This window comes from Ramlibacter paludis, from assembly GCF_022012305.1.
In the GTDB taxonomy this organism is placed as follows: domain Bacteria; phylum Pseudomonadota; class Gammaproteobacteria; order Burkholderiales; family Burkholderiaceae_C; genus Ramlibacter; species Ramlibacter paludis.
Window position 1 is genome coordinate 841,795 of record NZ_JAKLTM010000001.1, and the last position, 22,068, is coordinate 863,862.

General features: G+C 65.7%; 21 protein-coding genes and 1 pseudogene. 14 read left to right on the top strand and 8 right to left on the bottom strand.

Annotated elements, in window-relative coordinates; genetic code table 11:
- Window positions 1-10 precede the first annotated feature (10 nt).
- From LZ009_RS04350 to LZ009_RS04360, 3 genes and pseudogenes are all read left to right on the top strand, one after another.
- Window positions 11-1,150, top strand: coding sequence for a branched-chain amino acid ABC transporter permease (locus LZ009_RS04350; RefSeq protein ID WP_275697115.1), 1,140 nt, complete (start codon window positions 11-13; stop codon window positions 1,148-1,150).
- Window positions 1,147-1,902: pseudogene (locus LZ009_RS04355) on the top strand (ABC transporter ATP-binding protein); the annotation flags it as partial. The gene LZ009_RS04350 and the pseudogene LZ009_RS04355, both read left to right, overlap by 4 nt.
- Before the next feature lie 56 nt (window positions 1,903-1,958).
- Window positions 1,959-2,675 carry an ABC transporter ATP-binding protein gene (locus LZ009_RS04360; protein ID WP_275696641.1) on the top strand — a complete coding sequence of 239 codons (717 nt, stop codon included), beginning with the start codon at window positions 1,959-1,961 and terminating at the stop codon, window positions 2,673-2,675.
- A gap of 6 nt (window positions 2,676-2,681) precedes the next feature.
- Here LZ009_RS04360 and LZ009_RS04365 read toward each other — a convergent pair whose 3' ends face one another.
- Both LZ009_RS04365 and LZ009_RS04370 read right to left on the bottom strand, forming a co-directional pair.
- Window positions 2,682-3,140: a hypothetical protein gene (locus LZ009_RS04365; protein ID WP_275696642.1), complete on the bottom strand. Its 459-nt coding sequence runs from the start codon at window positions 3,138-3,140 to the stop codon at window positions 2,682-2,684.
- Window positions 3,141-3,241: 101 nt separating this feature from the next.
- Window positions 3,242-4,204: a Bug family tripartite tricarboxylate transporter substrate binding protein gene (locus tag LZ009_RS04370; RefSeq protein ID WP_275696643.1), complete on the bottom strand. Its 963-nt coding sequence runs from the start codon at window positions 4,202-4,204 to the stop codon at window positions 3,242-3,244.
- A gap of 74 nt (window positions 4,205-4,278) precedes the next feature.
- Here LZ009_RS04370 and LZ009_RS04375 point away from each other — a divergent pair, with 74 nt between their 5' ends.
- Complete coding sequence (locus LZ009_RS04375; RefSeq protein ID WP_275696644.1) at window positions 4,279-4,590, top strand: hypothetical protein; 312 nt, start codon at window positions 4,279-4,281, stop codon at window positions 4,588-4,590.
- A gap of 305 nt (window positions 4,591-4,895) precedes the next feature.
- Here the strand turns inward: LZ009_RS04375 and LZ009_RS04380 are convergent, their stop codons facing one another.
- Window positions 4,896-5,945, bottom strand: coding sequence for a CDP-6-deoxy-delta-3,4-glucoseen reductase (locus tag LZ009_RS04380; RefSeq protein ID WP_275696645.1), 1,050 nt, complete (start codon window positions 5,943-5,945; stop codon window positions 4,896-4,898).
- Between the two features lie 47 nt (window positions 5,946-5,992).
- On the opposite strand from LZ009_RS04380, the gene LZ009_RS04385 reads away from it, so the two are divergent.
- Window positions 5,993-6,919 (top strand): NAD-dependent epimerase/dehydratase family protein, encoded by a 927-nt coding sequence (locus tag LZ009_RS04385; protein ID WP_275696646.1) that lies wholly within the window; start codon window positions 5,993-5,995, stop codon window positions 6,917-6,919.
- 1 nt (window position 6,920) lies between these two features.
- Here LZ009_RS04385 and LZ009_RS04390 read toward each other — a convergent pair whose 3' ends face one another.
- The 3 genes from LZ009_RS04390 to LZ009_RS04400 form a co-directional block, all read right to left on the bottom strand.
- Window positions 6,921-9,068, bottom strand: coding sequence for a hypothetical protein (locus tag LZ009_RS04390; protein WP_275696647.1), 2,148 nt, complete (start codon window positions 9,066-9,068; stop codon window positions 6,921-6,923).
- On the bottom strand, window positions 9,065-9,250 hold the full coding sequence (locus LZ009_RS04395; protein ID WP_275696648.1) for a hypothetical protein: 186 nt from the start codon (window positions 9,248-9,250) through the stop codon (window positions 9,065-9,067). Before LZ009_RS04395 ends, LZ009_RS04390 begins: the two co-directional genes overlap by 4 nt.
- 105 nt (window positions 9,251-9,355) lie before the next feature.
- A complete protein-coding gene (locus tag LZ009_RS04400; RefSeq protein WP_275696649.1) occupies window positions 9,356-10,276 on the bottom strand; it encodes a S1C family serine protease in 921 nt (306 codons plus the stop codon).
- A gap of 407 nt (window positions 10,277-10,683) precedes the next feature.
- On the opposite strand from LZ009_RS04400, the gene LZ009_RS04405 reads away from it, so the two are divergent.
- The 9 genes from LZ009_RS04405 (at window position 10,684) to LZ009_RS04445 (ending at window position 19,812) form a co-directional block, all read left to right on the top strand.
- On the top strand, window positions 10,684-12,102 hold the full coding sequence (locus LZ009_RS04405; protein WP_275696650.1) for a mannose-1-phosphate guanylyltransferase/mannose-6-phosphate isomerase: 1,419 nt from the start codon (window positions 10,684-10,686) through the stop codon (window positions 12,100-12,102).
- 14 nt (window positions 12,103-12,116) lie between these two features.
- Window positions 12,117-13,079 (top strand): GDP-L-fucose synthase, encoded by a 963-nt coding sequence (fcl, locus tag LZ009_RS04410; protein ID WP_275696651.1) that lies wholly within the window; start codon window positions 12,117-12,119, stop codon window positions 13,077-13,079.
- Window positions 13,076-14,197 carry a GDP-mannose 4,6-dehydratase gene (gmd, locus tag LZ009_RS04415; protein ID WP_275696652.1) on the top strand — a complete coding sequence of 374 codons (1,122 nt, stop codon included), beginning with the start codon at window positions 13,076-13,078 and terminating at the stop codon, window positions 14,195-14,197. Before fcl ends, gmd begins: the two co-directional genes overlap by 4 nt.
- 128 nt (window positions 14,198-14,325) lie before the next feature.
- Window positions 14,326-15,315, top strand: a complete 990-nt coding sequence (locus LZ009_RS04420; RefSeq protein ID WP_275696653.1) for a glycosyltransferase family 2 protein — start codon at window positions 14,326-14,328, stop codon at window positions 15,313-15,315.
- A 4-nt stretch (window positions 15,316-15,319) separates the two neighbouring features.
- Window positions 15,320-15,958 carry an acylneuraminate cytidylyltransferase family protein gene (locus LZ009_RS04425; protein WP_275696654.1) on the top strand — a complete coding sequence of 213 codons (639 nt, stop codon included), beginning with the start codon at window positions 15,320-15,322 and terminating at the stop codon, window positions 15,956-15,958.
- A complete protein-coding gene (locus LZ009_RS04430) occupies window positions 15,951-16,898 on the top strand; it encodes a phosphoglycerate dehydrogenase (RefSeq protein WP_275696655.1) in 948 nt (315 codons plus the stop codon). Before LZ009_RS04425 ends, LZ009_RS04430 begins: the two co-directional genes overlap by 8 nt.
- Window positions 16,895-17,635, top strand: coding sequence for an SDR family NAD(P)-dependent oxidoreductase (locus LZ009_RS04435; RefSeq protein ID WP_275696656.1), 741 nt, complete (start codon window positions 16,895-16,897; stop codon window positions 17,633-17,635). The genes LZ009_RS04430 and LZ009_RS04435 overlap by 4 nt, the downstream gene beginning before the upstream one ends.
- Window positions 17,636-17,680: 45 nt before the next feature.
- Window positions 17,681-19,033, top strand: coding sequence for a polysaccharide biosynthesis protein (locus LZ009_RS04440; protein WP_275696657.1), 1,353 nt, complete (start codon window positions 17,681-17,683; stop codon window positions 19,031-19,033).
- Complete coding sequence (locus LZ009_RS04445) at window positions 19,030-19,812, top strand: GH12 family glycosyl hydrolase domain-containing protein (protein ID WP_275696658.1); 783 nt, start codon at window positions 19,030-19,032, stop codon at window positions 19,810-19,812. Before LZ009_RS04440 ends, LZ009_RS04445 begins: the two co-directional genes overlap by 4 nt.
- Before the next feature lie 8 nt (window positions 19,813-19,820).
- Here the strand turns inward: LZ009_RS04445 and LZ009_RS04450 are convergent, their stop codons facing one another.
- Entirely contained in the window at window positions 19,821-21,104 is a 1,284-nt protein-coding gene (locus tag LZ009_RS04450; RefSeq protein WP_275696659.1) for an O-antigen ligase family protein, read from the bottom strand.
- A 39-nt stretch (window positions 21,105-21,143) separates the two neighbouring features.
- A complete protein-coding gene (locus LZ009_RS04455) occupies window positions 21,144-21,995 on the bottom strand; it encodes a WecB/TagA/CpsF family glycosyltransferase (protein ID WP_275696660.1) in 852 nt (283 codons plus the stop codon).
- Window positions 21,996-22,068 lie beyond the last annotated feature (73 nt).

A 22,068-nucleotide genomic window follows, 5' to 3' on the forward strand; every position in this document is an offset into this window, starting at 1 on the left:
AGCAAGCATGATGCTGAACAAGCAGAACAAGACCGTCGTCTGGGTGCTGGCAGCGCTGGCGCTCGCCATCCTGCCGCTGCTGCTGCAGGCGGCCGGCAACTTCTGGGTGCGCATCGCCGACACCGCGCTGCTGTACGTGCTGCTGGCGCTGGGGCTGAACATCGTGGTCGGCTACGCCGGCCTGCTGGACCTGGGCTTCGTGGCCTTCTTCGCGATCGGTGCCTACCTGTACGGCCTCATGGCGTCGCCGCACCTGGCGGAGAATTTCCCCTGGTTCGCGCAGATGTTCCCGAACGGGCTGCACACCTCGATCTGGCTCACCATTCCATTGGCCGCCATCGTCGCGGGCCTGTTCGGCATCCTGCTGGGCGCGCCCACGCTCAAGCTGCGCGGCGACTACCTCGCCATCGTGACGCTCGGCTTCGGCGAGATCATCCGCGTGTTCCTGAACAACCTGGACCACCCGGTGAACCTCACCAACGGTCCCAAGGGCCTGAGCCAGATCGACTCGATCACGCTGTTCAAGTTCGACAGCCTGGGTATCGAGGGCCTCAACCTCGCGGGGCAGACCGACGTGTTCTGCTGGGCCGAGTCGTCCTGCGTCACGCTCAACTCCGTCACCAAGTACTACTACCTGTTCCTGCTGCTGGTGGCGGTGAGCGTGGTGATCTGCCACCGCCTGGAGCTCTCTCGCATCGGCCGCGCCTGGATGGCGATCCGCGAGGACGAGATCGCCGCCAAGGCCATGGGCATCAACACGCGCAACATGAAGCTGCTGGCGTTCGGCATGGGCGCCACCTTCGGCGGCGTGTCGGGCACCATGTTCGCGGCCTTCCAGGGCTTCGTCTCGCCGGAATCCTTCTCGCTGATGGAGTCGGTGATGATCGTCGCGATGGTGGTGCTGGGCGGCATCGGCCACCTGCCGGGCGTGATCCTGGGCGCGGTGCTGCTGTCGGCGCTGCCCGAGGTGCTGCGCTGGGTGTCGGGCGTGCTGGACCTGCAGTCGATCACGGGCGGCCGCCTCGACGCCTCCATCCTGCGCCAGCTGCTGATCGCGCTGGCGATGATCATCGTGATGCTGCTGCGGCCGCGCGGGCTCTGGCCGACGCGTGAACACGGAAAAGTCCGCCCGGCGGGAGAGGTGCAATGAGCGACACCGTCCTCCGCGTCGGCGGCATCTCCAAGCGCTTCGGCGGCCTGCAGGCCTTGTCGGATGTCGGCCTCACCATCGAGCGCGGCCAGGTCTACGGCCTGATCGGCCCCAACGGCGCCGGCAAGACCACCTTCTTCAACGTGATCACCGGGCTGTACACGCCCGACAGCGGCACCTTCGAGCTGGCCGGCAAGCCCTACACGCCCAGCGCGGTGCACGAGGTGGCGAAAGCCGGCATCGCACGCACCTTCCAGAACATCCGCCTGTTTGCGGACATGACGGCACTGGAAAACGTCATGGTGGGCCGCCACATCCGCACCGGTTCGGGCCTGCTGGGCGCGATCTTCCGCACCCGCAAGTTCAAGGAAGAAGAAGCGGCGATCGCCAAGCGCGCGCAGGAACTGCTCGAATACGTCGGCATCGGCAAGTTCACCGACTACAAGGCGCGCACGCTGTCGTACGGCGACCAGCGCCGGCTCGAGATCGCGCGCGCCCTCGCCACCGATCCGCAGCTGATCGCGCTGGACGAGCCCGCGGCCGGCATGAACTCCACCGAGAAGGTGGTGCTGCGCGAGCTGATCGACCGGATCCGCAAGGACGGCCGCACGATCCTGCTGATCGAGCACGACGTGAAGCTGGTCATGGGCCTCTGCGACCGCGTGACGGTGCTGGACTACGGCAAGCAGATCGCCGAAGGCTCGCCCTATGACGTGCAGCGCGACGAGAAGGTGATCGAGGCCTACCTGGGCCACAGCCACAAGGCGACCGGCAGCGCGCCGGCGGTGGCGGCCAACGGAGAAGAAGAATGAGCCAGACGCTGTTGAAGGTGAGCGGCCTGAAGGTCGCCTACGGCGGCATCCAGGCGGTCAAGGGCGTGGATTTCGAAGTGCGCGAGGGCGAGCTGGTCACGCTGATCGGCTCCAACGGCGCCGGCAAGACCACGACGATGAAGGCCATCACGGGCCTGCTGCCAATGAACGACGGCGACATCGACTACCTGGGCGAGAGCATCCGCGGCAAGGGCGCCTGGGACATGGTGCGCAAGGGCCTGGCGATGGTGCCGGAAGGCCGCGGCGTCTTCACCCGCATGACCATCACCGAGAACCTGCAGATGGGCGCGCACATCCGGCGCGACAAGGCAGGCATCGCCGAGGACATGGACAAGGTGTTCGGCATCTTTCCGCGCCTGAAGGAACGCCGCGACCAGCTGGCCGGCACGATGTCGGGTGGCGAGCAGCAGATGCTGGCCATGGGCCGCGCGCTCATGAGCCGGCCCAAGGTGCTGCTGCTGGACGAGCCGTCGATGGGCCTGTCGCCCATCATGGTGGACAAGATCTTCGAGGTGGTGCGCGACGTGCACGCCCGCGGCGTGACCATCCTGCTGGTGGAGCAGAACGCCAGCCGCGCGCTGGAAATCGCCGACCGTGGCTACGTGATGGAGTCCGGCCTCATCAGCATGAGCGGCGATGCCAAGGAAATGCTGAACGACCCGAAGGTGCGCGCCGCTTACCTCGGCGAATAGGCCGCCTCAGTAGCGCCAGCGCAGGCCCAGGCTGGTGCCGCGGATGTCGCTGGCGCCGCGCACGTCGTAGGTGTCCCAGCCCAGGCTCGCGGTCGCGCGCGGCGACAGGTCCCAGCTCACGCCCACGCCATAGCCCATGGTGCTGGTGTCGGGACCGGCGCCTTGCAGCGGCCGGCCGGTGAGGGTGCCCATGCGGCCATAGACGCCGACGTCGCTGAACCAGCCGGTCTTGCCGACCAGCTTCACGTTCAGTCCCGTGGCTTGCGAGGATCCGAGCAGGTGGTCCAGCGGATAGGTGTCGACCGCGCCGGCCTGCACGTTGACGCGAAAGCTCGCGCGGTCGGCCTGCAGGCCCACGCCGTTGTCCGCCCCGCGCCATCGCAGCGCGCCCTGTGCATGCGCCGTTGCCGCAGCGGCCGCGGCAACGATCACGACCATCCCCAGAAGAGTACGCTGCAACCTCATGGCGGCTCCTCGCGTTGTGCTTGGAGGTTCACTGTCGAGGCTGGTTCCGCCCTCTTTTGTAAGACGAATCCCACAGGCGGCGTAGGAGCCGCGGCTCAGCCTCAATCCACCTTGGCGCCCGACGCCTTCACGACTTTTTCGTATTTGACGAGCTCGGATTTCATGAAGGCTGCGAATTCGTCGGGCGTGGTCGCCACGGGTTCGGCCATCAGCGCGGCAAAGCGAGTCTTTGCTTCCGGCGAATTCAGCGCCGCCACGAAGGCCGTGTTCAGGCGCTGCACCGCTTCCCGGGGCGTGCCGGCTGGGGCGACCAGGCCCCACCAGGTGTCGATGGCGAAACCCTTGAGCACTTCGGCCACCGGCGGCGCCTCGGGCAGGCTGGGCGAACGTTGCAAAGTGGTCACAGCCAGCGCCTTCAGCTTGCCCGCGCGGATGTTCGGCGCAGCGGTCGCGAGGTTGTCGAAATTGAAGTCGACCTGGCCGGAAAGCAACGCCAGCTGTGCCGGGTTGCCGCCGTTGTACGGGATGTGCACGGCGTAGATTCCGGCGTCGCGCTTGAACATCTCGCCCGCGAGATGGCCGGCGCTGCCGTTGCCGCCGCTGCCGTAATTCAGCTTGGCGGGATTCGCCTTGGCATACGCGATCAGGTCGCGCACGTTGTTGATCTTCAGGCGCGCGGCGGTGTCCGCGTTCATCACCAGCACGTTGGGCACCCGCACCATCTGCGTGATGGCCGCGAAGTCTTTCACCGGGTCGTACGGCATCTTCGAGAAGAGCCAGGGATTGATCGCGTGCGTGGCCACCGCGGAGATGCCGATCGTGAGGCCGTCGGCGGGCGCCTTGGCGATGAGGTCGGCACCGATGTTGCCGCCGCCGCCCGGCTTGTTGTCGATGATGACGGTGCCCAGCGATTCCTTGACGCGCTCGGCGAGCAGCCGCGCGGTGACGTCGATCGGGCCGCCGGCCGCATACGGAACGATGAGCCGGATGGGGCGGCCCTGCGCGAACGCGGTGCCGGCGACGCTGGCGGCGATGCCGCCCAGAAGGAGGTGTCTGCGTTTCATGGAAGGCATTGTCCGACAAGCGCGCGAAGGGCTCGCGCGTTGTGATGAGGCAGACCCGCAACAAGGAACACACCATGAAGCTCCAAGCCCTGATGATCGCGGCCGCGCTGGCCGCCGGTTCCGCGATGGCCGCCGCGCCCAACACCGACGCCAAGGCCGATGCGGCCACGAACGCCGCCGCGCCCAAGGCCGCCGTGAAGAAGAGCCACAAGAAGACCGCGAAGAAGAAGCACGCCGCCACGCACGTCGGCATGCACCACGGCGCGCAGCACGGCACGCATGCGATGGGCGCCGGTCCCGCCGCGCCCCTGACCGACCTGCATGCCGCGTCGCGCCAGGCCCGCATCGACCAGGCCTACGCCCACTGGCAGTCGAGCCGGCGCTGAAACTGCAACTTACGCAGGTACACAAAACACTCGCAGTTACATACCGACACTTGATGGCGATGAACAATATGAGGGTGGAGCGTGGGCAGTCACTCTAAGAACGGGAGCAAACATGCATTCACACTGGCTGAAGTTGAGTGGCAATGTAGCGCCGAGCGCGCACCATCGCTCGCATGTGCGCGGCCCCGGTCTCATGAAGAGCCGGGTCGTGTGGATCGGTGGAGTGTGTTTCTCTCTTGCCGCCTGGACCCTGCTGATTCTCGGCGTCGTTCGGATCCACTGAAGCGCGAAATAATCCGGGGCGGTCAATCCCGGTGCTTGTCGGCTTCCGTCGTGAAGGCGTCCGCGTAGAACTCCTCCGGCGGCAGCCGGCACTGGCTGCTGTACTCGGCGCGCGCCGAGTCGACGACGATGGGCGCGCCGCAGGCGTAGACCTGGTGGCCCGAGAGGTCGGGGAAGTCCTCCATCACCGCCTTGTGGACGAAGCCCGTGCGGCCGGTCCAGTTGTCTTCGGGCAGCGCGTTGGAGATGACCGGCACGTAGCGGAGGTTCGGCATGTCGGCCAGGCGGTCCCGCACCCAGGCGTCCATGTACAGGTCCGACGGGCGCCGGCCGCCCCAGTAGAGCACGGCCTGGCGCTGGCTGCCCTTGAACTGCAGGTGTTCGATCAGCGCCTTGATCGGTGCGAAGCCGGTGCCGGAGGCCAGCAGCACCATGGGCTTGTCGGAATCCTCGCGCAGGTAGAAGCTGCCGAACGGGCCTTCGACCCGCAGGATTTCCTTTTCCTTCATCGCCGTGAACACGTGGTCGGTGAACTTGCCGCCGGGCATGTGGCGGATGTGCAGTTCCACCGCCGGCCCCATGTGGGGGGCGTTGGCCATCGAGTAGCTGCGGCGCGCGCCGTCGCGCAGGATGAATTCGATGTACTGGCCCGCGTGGTAGCGCAGCGTGTCGTTGGCCGGCAACTGCAGCTTGACCACCATCACGTCGTGCGAGACCTTCTCCAGCGTGATCACGCGCGAGGGCATCTTGCGGATCGGGAAGGCGCTTTCGTCGGTGACCTGGCGCGACTCGAGCACGACGTCGGTCTGCGGCACCGCCCGGCAGGTCAGCACGAGGTTGTTCGCTTCTTCTTCCGAGGACAAGGCCTTGCTCTGGTGGGAACCGTGCACCACCTGGCCCTCGAGCTTGCGGCACTTGCAGGAGCCGCAGGCGCCGTCCTTGCAGCCGTAGGGCAGGCCGATGCCCTGGCGGATCGCCGCGGCGAGGATGGCCTCCCCGGGTTCGACGCTGAAGGAACGGCCGCTCGGCTGCACCGTGATCTGGAAGGGGCCCGCGGGCGTGGCGGCGGTCATGCGTTGGTTATCCTAGTGCTCTGTAGTACTGCCTGGAACATCGGATTTTGCCCTCAAACCAGACCCCGCTCGGCGCGCTGCCCGGCCGTTTCCGCCGCACCCGGGTGCTGGTGGTCGGTTGCGGCGACGTGGGCCTGCGCCTCGCGCGCGAGCTCGCCCCGCGCGTCCGCGTGCTGGCCCTCACGTCTTCGCCGCAGCGCGTGCCAGAACTGCGGGCCCGGGGACTGGTTCCCTTGCGCGGCAATCTTGACGATCCCCGCTCGTTGGGACGGCTGGCCGGCCTCGCCGATCGCGTGGTCCACCTCGCGCCGCCGCCCGGCGAGCCCGGCGCCGAGTGGTGGCGCGACCGCCGCACGCAGGCGCTGCTGCGCGCGCTGCGCCTGCGCACCGCGCCGGCGGCCCTCGTCTACGCCTCCACCACCGGTGTCTACGGCGACTGCCAGGGTGCCCGGGTCGGCGAGGAACGGGCCGTGCGCCCGCACACGCCGCGCGCGCAGCGGCGTGTCGACGCCGAACGGCAACTGCACGCCTTCGGGCGCGCCAGCGGCACGCGCACCAGCGTGCTGCGCATCCCGGGCATCTATGCGAGCGACCGCGCCGGCGGCACGCCGCGCGAGCGGCTGCACAAGGGCACGCCCGTGCTGCGCGCCGAGGACGACGTCTACACCAACCACATCCACGCCGACGACCTGGCGCGCGCCCTGGCGGCGGCCGTGTGGCGCGGCCGGCCGCAACGCAGCTACAACGCCAGCGACGATAGCGCGCTGAAGATGGGTGACTACTTCGACCTGGCCGCGGACCTGTACGGACTGCCGCGCCCGCCCCGGGTGCCGCGCAGCACCGCGCAGGAGCAGCTGCCCCTGATGCTGCTCAGTTTCATGGGCGAATCGCGCTTGTTGGACAACACGCGCATGAAGCGCGAGCTGCGCGTCCGGCTGCGCTATCCGACCGTGCGCGACGGACTCGCGGGCTGAACTACTGCGCGCCGGCGGGCAGGGTGCCGGTGGATGGCCCCGCCACCGAAGCGGCCTGCACGCGCAGTTCGGTGCAGCGGCTCACGAGCGCGCCGTGGATCTGCAGCAGTCGCTGCGCCACTTCGTCTTCGTTGCCGGTGGCCGGCACCTGCGCGGCCAGGCGCTCGGCGCAGTTCTCGCGCCGCAGGTCCGGTCCCAGCGCGACGAGGTAGCGCTCCAGCCGCAGCAGGCTGCTGTCGGCGCCGCGCGCGTGGTAGCGCTCCAGTTCGGCCTGCAGGCGCAGCCAGCGCTGCACCGCGGGATCGCCGACCAGCGCAGGGGTGCCGAGCGCGATCATCGCGCGCGCCTGCTGGCTCAAAAGGTCGAGGCGCGTGGCCAGGCGGCTCACCATGACCGGGGGCGGCTCGGCGCTTCCCAGCGCCTGCGAAAGCGCCAGGCCTTCGCCCTGCCACCAGCCGAAATCGCTGCCGCGCGCATCCTGCAGCGGTTGCTGGCGCAGGTCTTCCTGGATCACGGCCAGGCGCCGCAGCAACTCGCCATCGACCGTGGCCGCCAGCCGGTCGCCGAAGCCCGGGCCGCCGGTCTCGCGCAGCAGCGCCTGCAGCGCCACGACCTGGTCGCGCTGCTGGCGGAAGCTGACCGGATCGAGCGGCTCCTGCGTGTCGGCGGGCAGGCCGGCCTTGAGGCTGCGGTAGGCCTTCTGGTAGATCAATTCGGAGACGCGGGCATCGACGACGCGCCCCACCACGGGCTGCGCATACGCGGGAAAGGTGGCCAGGTGATCGCTCAGGAAGCGCACGCGCGCGTCGGCCAGCGTGCGGGCTTCGTCCGTGGCCAGCACCAGCGAGCCGCCGGTGCGCACGCGGGCAGCGTTGTGCGGCCCTTCTTCGGCCATGAAAGGCGCCTTCAGCAAGGCGGCGAGGCCCACGCGCAGGCCCGCGCGATCGGGCGAGAGGCCGAAGCGCTGTTCCTTCTCGAGCCACACGATGCCGGGTTCGCCCTGGCTGCCGAAGGCCGCCTGGAACTGGCGCCGGAATTCCGCGAAGGCCGCGCCCGATTGGCCTTCGACCTGCCGCAGGACCTCGGGGCCGAGCAGGCGCGTGGCGGCGATCTTCTGCAGCACCTGCTGGTAGGCCGGCCCGAGCTGCAGGGTGCCGCTGCGCATCCAGTCGTTGCGGCCCTTGGTGAGCAGCGCCTCCTGGTCGTCCAGCAGGGCCTGCACGGCGCGATAGCGTTCCACCGTGCGGTCGAAGGCGACGGGCCGCGCCGTGGCGTCGAAGAGGCCGGCGCTGCGCGCGACCAGCCCCTGCTCCAGCGCGAACAGGTCGTTGGTATTGAGCAGGCGCGAGTGCAGCGCCGTCATGGCCTTGGCCAGCGAGCAGCGCGTCGCCCATTGCAGGCGCGCCTGCATCAGCGCCGGCTGCAGGCTGACTTCTTCGGGCCCGTGGAAGAGGACCGCGCTGCGGGCGAGGTCGCCGGGCAATTCGGTGTGCAGCGTGTAGGCCACCAGCTGGCGCAACTGCTGCGGTTGGCCGGCTGCGTACTGCAAGGACAGGAAGGCCTGCACGGCGGCATCGAGCTGCTCCACCTGCCTGACGTAGTCGGCAACGGCCACGAACTCCGGCAGGTCTTCAGCGGCCGCGGTGAGCTTGCGCTCGGGATTGGCCGGCGACGGGGACTGGCATTCGCCATCGATCTGCAGGTCGCCGCCGGGGGCTTGCGGCACGCCGGTCAGCGCGCTGGCCCGGGCATAGAGCTCGCGGCGGATCGTCTCGACCACGATGTCGCCGAACTCGCGGGCGATGCGTTCGCGCAGCTGTTCCTCGAGGTCGTCGAAGACCTGCCAGGAGCCGGGCATGAACAGCTTCCAGGCGGTGTCCCGGCGCATCCGCTCGGTGGCCGACAGCAGCGACAGCGCCTTGCGCCGGTACCACTCGGGATCCACCGCCTCGCGCCGCTGCACGCGCGCGCGGAACTGCGCATCCGCGTTCAACTGCATGAGCGTGCGGGTCAGCTCCTGGCGCCAGCTTCCGAGCTGCACCGCGGCCACGCAAAGCCCGAGCGCCCACACCACCAGCAGCCCGCGCGCGAAGTCGTAGGCATGGCGGCGCAGGAAGGCGCCCGCGCGGGCGGGAGACGGGAAGTTCATCGGCCGGACGCGATCGGTTGCGCTGGCGCCTGCGGCCGCACCAGCTGCCGCACCGGCCAGGTCTGCCAGAGCCAGATGGCTTCGGACAGGAGAAGCAGGGCGACGATACCGGCGACGAGGCGCAGGCTGCGCGCCAGGCGCGACGGCGCCCGCACCTCGGATTCCTGCAATTCCGACGTCATCACTGCCCCTCCCGACTGCTATGACTGAACAGGAAGGCTATAGCCCCGCGCCTTCATGCGCGTCGGACTACGCCTACAAGGCCTGTCGGACAGATCGCTCACTGCTCAGATTCCCGCGGGGCGGCGCATCGTCGTCATGCGGTCGACCGGCTTGACCGTCAGCTGCCGGATCTGCGCGCCCTGCAGCACGGTCAACAACACCTCCTCCTCCGGGCTGGGATGCGCCCACAAGGCCTTGTACAGCGCCTCCAGCGTGCTGACGGAGGTGCCGTCGATGGCCAGCACCACGTCGCCCGGCGCGAGGCCGGCAGCCGCGGCGGGACTGTCCTGGCTGACCCGCACGATCTGCACGCGGCCGCCTTGCTCGGTGGAACTGATCCCCAGCCACGGCCGGCGGCTCTTGAGCGTGCTGCCGGTAGCCTGCATCTCCGCGAGGATGGGCTTGAGCAGGTCCACCGGCACGAACATGTTGCCCGGCACGCGGCCGTTGTCGCCCAGGGCATCCCCGACGAACAGGCTGCCGATCCCGAGCAACTCGCCGCGCTGGTTGAAGAGCGGCGCCCCGCTGTGGTTGCGCATCGGCGGGCTGGTGAAGAGCGCGCCCTCGATGTGGTACTCCCAGTAGCCCGAGAAAGCGCGCCGGCTCACCAGCTGCGTCATGGCGACGCCAATGCCGTCACCGCCGACCGCTGCCATCAGCGGTTCGCTGGTGCTGGTCTGGCCGGGGCTGCCGAGCGGCACCGGCGTGATGCCGCGCAGCGGCAGGAGTGGACGCAGCAGGCCGAAGCCCGTGGCCAGGTCGTAGGCCACCGCGCGGGCGGGCAGCGTGCGGTTGTCGTGCGTGGTGACCTGGATGCTGTCCGCCTCGAGCAGCAGGTAGCCGATGGTGAGGATCAGGCCGTCGGGACCGATCACCACGCCGGAGCCGCTGCGCTCGCGTCCCAGCGTTTCGGCCGAACGCGCGCCTTCGGTGGCGGTGACGTCGACGCCGACGACGGCATGGGCTGCCTGGACCAGGGTTTCCACGGCAGCTCGACTCGGGGCCTGCATGGGAGCGCCGAAGGCTTGCAGCGCCATGCACAGGAACAGAGCCACAGCTTTAACGGGGCGACTGGCACCATGCGAGAAGAGCATCGCGGCCTCCGGAGCAATGCAGACAGGATGCTTCAATCTGGAGCGATACGCAATAAGTATGCGCGGTCATTCCTCCGGAGGATGCGATGTTAATTTTGAGGACTGCCCGCAACGTTGGCGTGACAGAGTCTTGAATGGAGTCTGCGATCCGAACTCACGTTTTGATACAGTAGGCACGTCGCGCCCGCCAGTCGAGAGATTCGTCCGGGCTCGATAGTCCAGCCACTAGCGAACGGTGCCCTTGCGGGGGCGACTTCAGTTGGCTGAGCGACCGCTTCATTTCTCCTTAAGGAACAAGCATGATCACCCCAGTCGTCCTGTGCGGCGGCTCCGGCACGCGCCTGTGGCCCCTCAGCCGCAAGTCCTTCCCGAAGCAGTTCGTTCCCCTGGTGGGCGACAAGAGCCTGCTGCAGCTGACGCTCGAGCGCGTTTCCAGCCTCGGCCCGCGGGTCATGGCGGTCGCGGCCGAGGACCATCGCTTCCTGGTGGCCGAAATGCTGCCGCGCGCGTTCGGCAACGGCACCGTGATCCTGGAACCCGTGGCCCGCAACACGGCGGCGGCCATGGCGCTGGCCGCCCTGCGGGCCAAGCCCGACGAACTGCTGCTGTTCTGCCCGGCGGATCACTACATTCCGGGCATCGACGAGTTCGTCGCCACCATCCGCGCGGGGATTCCCGCGGCGCAGGCGGGCGCCATCGTCACCTTCGGCGTGATGCCGACGTTTCCCAGCACCGCCTACGGCTACATCGCCCAGGGCGCCGAGCGCGGCGACGGCAGCCGCCAGGTGGCCCGCTTCATTGAGAAGCCGGACGCCGCCTCCGCCCAGCAACTGCTGCTGCAAGGCGGCGTGCTGTGGAACGCCGGCATCTTCCTCACCCGGGCGGACGCGCTGCTGCAGGCGCTGCGCACGCACGCGCCCGACATCCTGGCCTCGTGCGAGGCGGCCGACGCCGCGGCGCGTTCGGAACAGGTGGCCAACAGCGCGCCCGAGACCGAATTCGTGCGCCCGGCGCGCGCGGCCCTGGAAACCTGCCGTTCCCAGAGCATCGACTACGCCGTGATGGAAAAGCACCGCGACGTCTGCGTGCTGCCCTTCAACGGCCAGTGGAGCGACGTCGGCAGCTGGAACGCCGTGGCCGACCTGGCCAAGCCGGACGCCGACGGCAACCGCGTGCACGGCCAGGGCATCGTGCAGGGCGCGCGCGGCACCTTCATCCATGCCCCGCATCGCCCGGTCGTCGCGCTGGGCACGCGCGACCTGCTGATCATCGACACCCCCGACGCCGTGCTGGTGGCCGACCGCGGGTGCGCCGAACAGGTGAAGGACGTGGTGGCTGCCCTGGAGAAGGCCGAGGCCTCCCAGGCCGTCCTGCATCGCAAGGTCGTGCGCCCCTGGGGCTGGTACGACAGCGTCGATGCCGGCGAGCGCTTCCAGGTCAAGCGCATCGGCGTCAAGCCCGGTGCGTCGCTCAGCCTGCAGAAGCACCACCACCGGGCCGAACACTGGGTGGTGGTCAAGGGAACGGCGCAGGTGACGCGCGGCAGCGAGACCTTCCTGCTGAGCGAGAACCAGTCCACCTATATTCCGATCGGCGAAGTCCACCGGCTGCACAACCCGGGCAAGATGGAGCTGGAAATGATCGAAGTGCAGTCCGGGGGCTACCTGGGCGAGGACGACATCGTCCGGCTCGAAGATACCTATGGCAGGGCGTCCTGAGGACGGAGCAACAAGTGAAGCAGGGATCCAGGATATTCGTCGCGGGCCACCGCGGCATGGTCGGCAGCGCCATCGTGCGCCGCCTGCTGGCGGCGGGCCACGCGCCTGAGAGCATCGTCACGCGCACGCACGCGGAACTGGACCTCACGGACCAGGCGGCGGTGCGGGCGTTCTTCGAAGCTGAGCGCCCGGACCAGGTGTACCTGGCCGCGGCCAAGGTGGGCGGCATCCACGCCAACAACACCTACCCGGCCGATTTCATCTACGTGAACCTGATGATCCAGGCCAACGTGGTGCAGTCGTCCTTCGCCACCGGCGTGCGCAAGCTGCTGTTCCTGGGCAGCAGCTGCATCTACCCCAAGCTGGCGCCGCAACCCATGCGCGAGGACGCGCTGCTGACCGGCACGCTGGAAGCCACCAACGAGGCCTACGCGATCGCCAAGATCGCCGGCATCAAGCTGTGCGAGAGCTACAACCGCCAGCACGGCGTGGACTACCGCTCCGTGATGCCGACCAACCTGTACGGGCCCGGCGACAACTACCACCCGGAGAACTCGCACGTTGTGCCGGCGCTGCTCCGCCGCTTCCACGAAGCCAAGCTCGCCCAGGCGCCGGTGGTCACCATCTGGGGCACGGGCACGCCCTTGCGCGAGTTCCTGCACGTGGACGACATGGCCGCCGCCAGCGTGCACGTGATGGACCTGGACCCCGCGATCTATGCGCAGCACACGCAACCCATGCTGAGCCACATCAACGTCGGCTCGGGCGAGGAATTGAGCATCGCCGACCTGGCCCGCACCGTCGGGCGCGTGGTCGGCTACAGCGGCGACATCCGGTTCGACACCACGAAACCGGACGGCACGCCGCGCAAGCTGATGGACAGCGGCCGCCTGCGCGGCCTCGGCTGGACGCCGCGCGTCGGCCTGGCCGAGGGCCTCGCCGACGCCTACCGAGATTTCTTGGAGAAAACCGAATGAATCGCAAGGTCGCCCTGATCACGGGCATCACGGGACAGGACGGGTCGTACCTGGCCGAGTTCCTGCTGGAGAAGGGCTACATCGTCCACGGCATCAAGCGCCGCGCCAGCTTGTTCAACACCCAGCGCGTCGATGCGATCTACCAGGATCCGCACGTGCCGGATGCCCATTTCAAGCTGCACTACGGCGACCTGTCGGACACCAGCAACCTGATCCGCATCATCCAGGAAACGCAGCCGGACGAGATCTACAACCTCGGCGCCATGAGCCACGTGGCCGTGAGCTTCGAGAGCCCGGAGTACACGGCCGACGTCGATGGGACGGGCACGCTGCGCATCCTCGAGGCGATCCGCATCCTGGGCCTGCAGAAGAAGACCCGCTTCTACCAGGCCTCCACCTCCGAGCTGTACGGCTTGGTGCAGGAAACGCCGCAGAAGGAAACCACGCCCTTCTATCCGCGCAGCCCCTACGCTGTGGCGAAGCTGTACGCGTACTGGATCACGGTGAACTACCGCGAGGCCTACGGCATGTACGCCTGCAACGGCATCCTGTTCAACCACGAGAGCCCGCGCCGCGGCGAGACCTTCGTGACGCGCAAGATCACCCGGGGCCTGGCCAACATCGGCCAGGGCCTGGAAGAGTGCCTGTACATGGGCAACATGGACGCGCTGCGCGACTGGGGCCATGCCAAGGACTACGTGCGCATGCAGTGGCTGATGCTGCAGCAGGAGAAGCCCGAGGACTTCGTGATCGCGACCGGCGTTCAATACAGCGTGCGCCAGTTCATCGCCTGGAGCGCCGCGGAACTGGGAATTACGCTGCGCTTCGAAGGTGAGGGTGTGTCCGAGGTCGGCGTGGTGGTCGACGTGCAGGGCGACAAGGCCCCGGCCGTCACGCCCGGACAAACCGTGGTGCGCATTGATCCGCGCTATTTCCGGCCAACCGAGGTGGAAACCCTGCTGGGCGACCCTACCAAGGCAAAGGAGAAGCTGGGCTGGGTGCCGGAGATCACGGTGCAGCAGATGTGCGCCGAAATGGTTGCCAACGACCTCGACGAAGCGCGCCGCCACGCCCTGCTTAAGACGCATGGCTACGATGTGAAGGTGAGCATGGAATAGGGACGCCCCGGCGCGGATAAAAATGAAACGCGCCGCGTTCCGGTTGGAATGAATTGGTGGAAACTGTCCGGATGGGAGCAGGAGCGAACGCAACCCGCGGACCGACATGAGAGCAATTGGAGGTACGGATGGCTGAATCGGAAGTGACGACTGCAGGCGGTTCCGCCCGGCCCGCAGTGAGTGTCATCATCCGCACCTACAACGAAGCGAAGTACCTGGACGAACTCCTTTCAGGCATCGCTGCCCAGGAGCGAGCGGATTTCGACGTCGAGGTAGTGCTGGTGGACTCGGGCTCCACGGATGGCACGTTGGACATCGCGAGGCGCCACGGCGCGCGGATCGTGCACATCCGCAAGGAAGACTTCACCTTCGGGCGTTCCCTGAATGTGGGGTGCCGCGCCGCGGCGGGACTCGTGTTCGTGATGATCAGCGGTCACTGCGTTCCTGCGTCGCCCACGTGGCTGAAGGAATTGGTGCGCCCCCTTCTCGACGACGGCGTTTCCTGCTCGTACGGTCGGCAGATCGGGCGCGACACCACGAAGTTTTCCGAAGGGCAACTCTTGGCGAAATACTTTCCGGAGTATTCCAAGCCGAAGCAGGAAGGCTTCTTCTGCAACAACGCGAACGCCGCGGTGCGCCGCGAGGTCTGGGAGCGCTTTGCCTACAATGAAGAGTTGACCGGGCTGGAGGATATGTATCTTGCCCGGCAGATCCAGGAAAGCGGAGGCACGCTCAGCTACGTTGCCAGCGCCGGCGTCTTTCACATCCACGATGAGAGCTGGCGCCAGGTCCGTGTGCGCTATGAGCGGGAGGCCGTGGCCTTGCAGCGGATCCTTCCGAACGTGCACTTCAACCTGCTGGACTTCCTGGTCTATTTCGTCACCGCGTCTTTCCAGGACATCCTGGCTGCCGCGCGCATCGGTCGCCTCGGGCGGGAATTCGGGGCCATCCTGAAGTTCCGGTCCATGCAGTACTGGGGGACCTATCGGGGCTCGCGCCGGCACCGCCTGGTGTCGGCCGCGCAGAAGCACACGTATTTCTATGCGAAGGATGTGGAGAGAGAAAAGTATGTCAAAGAAAAAGATCGTTGCTTTGTTGCCCATGAAGGCCAACAGTGAACGAGTGAAGGGCAAGAATTTTCGGGAATTCTCCGGCAAGCCGCTGTTCCGCTGGATCCTCGACTCGCTGCTGGAAGTTGAGGAGATCGACCAGGTCATCATCAACACGGACGCCCGGCACATCCTCGCGTCGAACGGCCTCGTGGACGCCGCCCGAGTGATGATCCGGGACCGCCGACCTGAAATCTGCGGCGACTTCGTGAGCATGAACAAGGTGATTGCCGACGACCTGGAAAACGTGGAGGCATCGGTCTACCTGATGACGCACACCACCAACCCGTTCCTGTCGTCCGGCACTATCCGCAAGTGCATCGCGGAGTACCAGGCCGGCGTGGCTGCGGGCACCGCGGATTCGCTGTTCACGGTGGACCGCATTCAGACGCGCTTCTACAAGGCGGACGGTTCGGCGGTCAATCACGACCCGAACAACCTGATCCGCACGCAGGACCTGGAACCCTGGTACGAGGAAAACTCCAACCTTTACATCTTCAGCCGCGAGAGCTTCGCCCGTACGGATGCGCGCATCGGCACGAAGCCGATCCTGTTCGTCGGCCCCCGGATAGAGTCGATCGACATCGACGACCAGGAGGACTGGAATTTCGCGGAAATCGCGGCGCAATACCTGGAGAAACACGATGTCTGAGCCGAAGCGCATCCTTGTGACATGTCCCCCGATGCTGCGGATGATGCCGCAGTTGCAGGCCCTGTTCAAAGGCAGGAACGTCCAGCTCACGACGCCGGAAGTCGTGCAGATCCTTTCGGTGGAACAGCTCAAGGAAATCGTTCCGCAGCATGACGGGTGGATCATCGGCGACGACCCGGCAACGCGCGAAGTGTTCGTTGCAGGCAAGGCCGGCCGACTGCGCGCGGCCGTCAAGTGGGGCGTTGGCGTGGACAACGTCGACTTCGCGGCCTGCAAGGATCTCGAGATCCCGATCGTCAACACCCCTGGCATGTTCGGCCAGGAGGTCGCCGACGTAGGCGTCGGATATGTGATCGCCCTCGCGCGCGAGACCTTCGCGATCGACCACGGCGTGCGCAACGGCGAATGGCCGAAGCCGCGTGGCATCTCGTTGGCCGGCAGGAAGTGCGCCGTGCTGGGCATGGGCGACATCGGCCGCAACGTCGCCAAGCGGCTCGCCGCGTGCGGCATGGAAATCATTGGCTACGACCCGGTTGCCACGCAGGACAGCGTGCCGGCCGGCGTGAAGCTGCAAACTTGGCCAAAAGAGCTGGGAGAGGCGGACTTCCTAGTCGTCACCTGCGCGCTGACTCCTTCGTCGCTTCACATGGTGAACGCCGCTTCCCTTGCGCAAATGAAGCCCGGCGTTCGCGTGGTGAATGTGGCACGCGGTCCCATCATCGACGAGGCAGCCTTGGTTGCAGCCCTGCGCTCGGGGCATGTGCACTCGGCCGCTGTCGACGTGTTCGAAGTGGAACCGCTGCCTGTCGATTCGCAGCTCCGGGAGTTCGGCTGGCGCTGCCTGTTCGGTTCGCACAATGGATCCAACACGGCCGACGCGGTGCTGCGCACGAGCCAGATTGCCGTGCAGAAGCTTTACGGTTTCCTCGGCGTGCAATGACCCGGCTGGCGGTGATCACGGGGTGCTCGGGCGGCATCGGCAATGCGATGGTCGCCCGTTTCCTGGCGGGGAGCTACCGGGTGGTCGGCCTCGACCGCAGGAAACCGGATGGTGCCGCCCCCAGCACTTTTGTCGAAACGGACCTGCAGCGTTTTGCGCGTGACGAGCAATATCGAACCGGGATCGTCGATCGCGTAACCGAGGTTGCAACGGGGGGCATGGTGCATGCTCTCGTGAATAACGCGGCCGAGCAGATACTGGCTGCAACTGCGGACATCGCCCCGGCGCAGTGGCAGGCGACGATGGACGTGAACGTTACGGCGCCGTTCCTGTTGGTGCAGGCTTTATTGCCGCAACTGGCGAACGCGCGGGGCAGCATCATCAACATCGCAAGCATCCATGCCCTGCTGACGAAGCCGGGCTTTGCCGCCTATGCGACAAGCAAGGCAGCGCTCGTGGGTCTGACCCGCGCGCTCGCGGTGGACCTCGGCGATCGCATCCGTGTGAACGCCATTTGCCCTGCCGCGATAGCCACGCCCATGCTGATCGAAGGACTCAAGAGCCGGCCCAAGGCGCTGGAGCAACTCAATAGCTATCACCCGACGCAGGCGATCGGGCGGCCGGAGGAAACGGCAGACCTCGCCTTCGCCATGTGTGCGGACACCCTGCCTTTCCTGAACGGGTCGGTGGTGAACCTGGATGGGGGCATCGGGAGCCGGCTGCATGACCCGGTGTAACGCGCGGCGATGGGACGCAGTCCGATGGCCGGTTGCCAGGCGCTCGTGAAGCCATTCAGCGGCCTGCGCGTGCTTCAACTTTTCCGTTCACCCGCCATCGCGAGCTGGTTGGCACTCGCGTGCCGGATCGCGGCAGCCCTGGCCGTATTCCCCATCGTGTTGGCGGCGCTGTCCCCAGCCGAAGGCGCTGCCTATCTGCTGTTCGGCGTGATTCTCTCCCTGGTGGGCATCCTGGACTTCGGGCTGAACCCGACGTTCACGCGGCACATTGCGTCCGCGCGGGGAAGACAGGCAGAAGTGGCCGAGAGCACGGCTGGCGCGCATTGGGCTTATGGCCGCCTTGTCGCAGTGGTTGCGTTCATCTTCCTGCCCGTCCTGACGTTTATAGTTCGACCTCGCCTGGGCGGCCTGCCCGATACAAGTCACGCCTGGGCGGCATGGGCGGCGTGCATGGCCGCCCTGCTGCTCTCGACCCATGCGAACCTCTACATCGCGGTGCTGAGCGGCAATGAGCGCGTAGTGGAAGTGCGGTGGATGGAGACCATCGTCTCGCTCTTGAGCGTTGGCACAGCCATCGCTGCGGCAAGAACGCCGTGGCCGCTTGTCGCCGTCACGACGGCCAACCTTGGCACCTCGGCGCTCTTCTGGTGCTTGCTACGCCGCCGCACCAAGTCGTTGCCCGTGGTCGACGGCGCGGACGGGCGCGCCTATGCGCGTCGATGCTGGCCGGACATCTGGAAATCGGGTACGGGGGTGGCTCTTAGCCTGGGAGTCGCGGCACTGATTACAGTCTTCGTGGGCAGTGTGGTATCGGCTGTGGTGGCGGGCCCGTTCCTGTTGGCGACGCGCATCGTACAGATCGTCGGCAACGCCTCGCAAGCCCTGTTCTATCCGTACCTGCCCACCTTCGCGCGGCAACTGGCCGAAGGGCACATAATTGGCCGGGCGCTCATGTTCCGCTATCTCGGTGCCCTTGTGGTCGTGCCACTGGCGGCAGCCGGCGCACAAGTTGTGTTTGGGAGGATTCTCACCAAGGCCAATGCAAGCGTTGGATTTCCCGACGCGGCGCTCTGGGCGCTGCTGGTTGCCGCCACCTATGCAGAACGCGCCGTCGGCATGCACACTCAGATTTCCGCCCTTCAGGGGAGAATCAATTGGCATGTAGTCAACGCCCTCGGGTCTTGCGGATTTGTCGTGTTTGCCGCGCTGTTGTGGCCCCCTCTAGGCATCCTCGCATTGCCGCTGGGGCGGATCTTGGCCTATACCTTCCTGAGTTACCCGATTTCCGTCACGGAGAGTCGCTCGATGCTTGATGCCTCTTGGTGGAAGTTCGAGCTCGCTGGTGCGGCGGGCCTGCTGCTGTTTGGGATGTATGTTTGGTGGGGTGCTGCCCAATGACATTCGCCGCTGGTTTTTCAACTGCGTCCGCGCAACGATGCGGGGCTCTTGTCGTGTTGATGTTGCTGGCAGTTCAGTCAGCACTGGCACAGACGACTTGCGAAAACTTCGGATTCATCCCGAAGGGCACCAAGCACGTCTACAACAATGTGTGGGGAGCCGCTGCGAAGATCGACCCCGTCACGGGACACTCCCAATGCGTCGCGGTCGATGAATCCTCAGTGCGGTTCGAATGGAGAAATTTCCCCAGCGGCAGAGGTCAGGTCAAGTCGTACCCGCACGTGACAGTCGGCTGGGATTGGGACGGGAAGATTACCAAGGAGAGCATCTTCCCAATGGGGGTGGCCAGGGCCGAGAGCCTGCAGTCCGACTTCGCCGTAGAAATGTCCGCCATTGGACGCTACAACCTGGGATTCGACATATGGCTCTCGAGAACATCAAAAGTAAGCGAGCCGCGGGAGGAACTGACTCACGAGATCATGATCTGGACCGCGAGCCAGGGCATGAAGCAATACCATCCCGCAATAGGTTCTCTGACTGTGGCCGGACGCACGTTTGACCTCCACACGAGCAGTACGCAAGAGGGTAAGTGGCGCTACATCGCATATGTCGCGCGCGAGCCGATGACAAAGGGAACTTTGCCGGTCGGCGCTTTTTTTGCCGACTTGAGAAGGAAGGGCCTACTGAAAGGCGATGAAATCATTCACGGCGTTTCGTTCGGGAATGAAATCGTAGAAGGCCAAGGTGCTTCCACTCTCCGTGCATTCGATGTGCGTTAGGCACCTGTTTAGCGTCGGAGGATCTCGTTTTCACGGATACGCAGCATGGGAATGATCGACGCCAACATCAACGCGTTCCAGGGCTGGTAAAACTCGAGGGTGACCTCAGTGATTCCGTTCAGGGCCAGAACCATGATGACGGCTTGCGCAGCGCTGTAATTCCATCCAGCCGCCCGCATCGACGAAAGAGATTTTACCGATCCGAATACGAAAAGGACGGTGATTCCAAGGCCCACGTACCCGATATCCAAGGCTGCTTGAAGGTAGGTATTGTGAAGAGAAATCAGTTCAGGGCGGTCTGAAATCGTCGCGAAGATTGCTTCATAAAAGGCATATGCCCCGGACTCGAACTGGCCATAGTGGCCGAATCCGAAGATATGTTCGAGCTTGCCTTTGGCCAATTCAAATATGCCGCCGGCCCATATGATCTCGCGATTGGTGAAAGTGGTTGCACCATCTCGCGCTCCCAGGGTCAGGGCGGGCAGGTAATCCGCTCCGACAACAAAGAGAATGCTGGTGCTCCACAAGACCAGCAAGGCGCGCCCGGATAGCTTCGGCGCCGCGATGACGCCGACAGCACACGCAAATGCCCATACCAAACCTGCGCGGCTATCAGCCAATACGCAGGTGATGATGGGGGCTGCGATGAGCAAAGGAACGTCACGCCAGAGCCGTTGGTGGTAGAACTTGATGAGGCCCGCGGTCAAGGTGGCGCTGGCGATCACACCTGCGTTGTTGACGCCCCAGGCTAGAGGAAGCTGAACCCGATTCATGGCGATGCCGAGGTACGCGAGCATCTGAGCCGGTTGTTCGGTGGTGGCAACGTAGTTTGCGTTCCGCATTCCAAGTGCCCACAACGCAAGGTTCAGGCCCGTATACAGGCCGAGAAGCTTCAGCGTCAGTTTGAAAGGATCGACGTCGACGTTGGCGCGTCCCCGGTAGAGTTCGAGTGCCGCAATCGCGGTGACGATCATCGTCACATAGATCAGCATTCCGAAGCAAGCCAAACGTACATCCTTCGACTCGGAAAACCGCCAGCCTCTGAACAGCGCTATGAATTCCAGAAGAAACAGAGCAATACCGAGCCAGTACACGCCGTTGTTGGCAGCCACCAGCCGATGTGGGCGCTTGGTCAGCAACAGGTGTACGCCAATTGCAAGAGGAACGGAGGCAGCGAGCGCGAACAGCAGCACGTGTGCGCGCGTCAAGTCTCCCCCCTGCCACCATACGATGGCAGGTAGAAAGGCTGCGAAACCCAAGAGGAGCCGCAGAGTGATTGAAAGCGCTGCCATGGCGGGGTTTTATCTGGTTCGACTCGCTCGGGCGGAAAATCAATCCTTGGTGCGAGATGGGCGTTTCGCTGCTTCGGACAGGACACCGACAATGAATCTTGTGTTGGTGCTTGCGTAGCGACGCCATAGCCGCCTCGGCTCCGATGCGAGACGGTGCAGCCATTCTAATCCTGCTGCGCGCATCCACTCTGGCGCTCGCTTCAAACTGCCGGCGTGGTAGTCGAAAGCGGCGCCAACGCCGATCATGACGCCTTTCACGCGGGGCCGGTGGGCAGCCATCCAGAACTCCTGCTTGGGACAGCCGAGGCTGACGAACACCACCGAAGCGCCGCTTGCATTGACGGTCTCCACGACGACATCGTCTTCCTCCGTGGTCATCGTTCGAAAGGGAGGCGAAATCATTCCGCCAATCAGGAGGGTGGGGTAGGCCTGCAGCACTGCAGCTCGCAGTCGCTCCAATGTGCTCTCTTGACCGCCGTAGAAGAAGACAATCTGCTTGTGTCGCTCGGCCTCGGCCAAATATTTCCACATGAGGTCAGGTCCGTTGATGCGGTCCTGACCTGGAAAGCCTTTGCGGCGCATCGTCCAGGCCACCGGGGCGCCATCGGGCGTGACCAGGTCGGCCTCCTTCAGCACCTTGGAGAACATTGCGTCGCCCTGCGCGGTAACCACCGAATGCACATTGCAAATGCACACATAGCGCGATCGGCGTGAGCGTCCCCAGTCAATCAGAGTCCCGATCGCCTCGGACCAGGTGAGCGCGTCGATCGGCGTGCCTTGCACCTCCACCAATCGTCGCGGGGGGGAATCAACTGATGACTGCATCGGTGCGGTTAATTCTGAATCTGAAGTCAAGCCTGCGATTTTCCCGCTCGTGCCGTACTTCCACAAGCGGACTCCGTCCGTGCCATTTGTGCAGGCCCAACTTTGGCCGCGTTTGTCGCGCCTGCACAGCAGGCGGCTT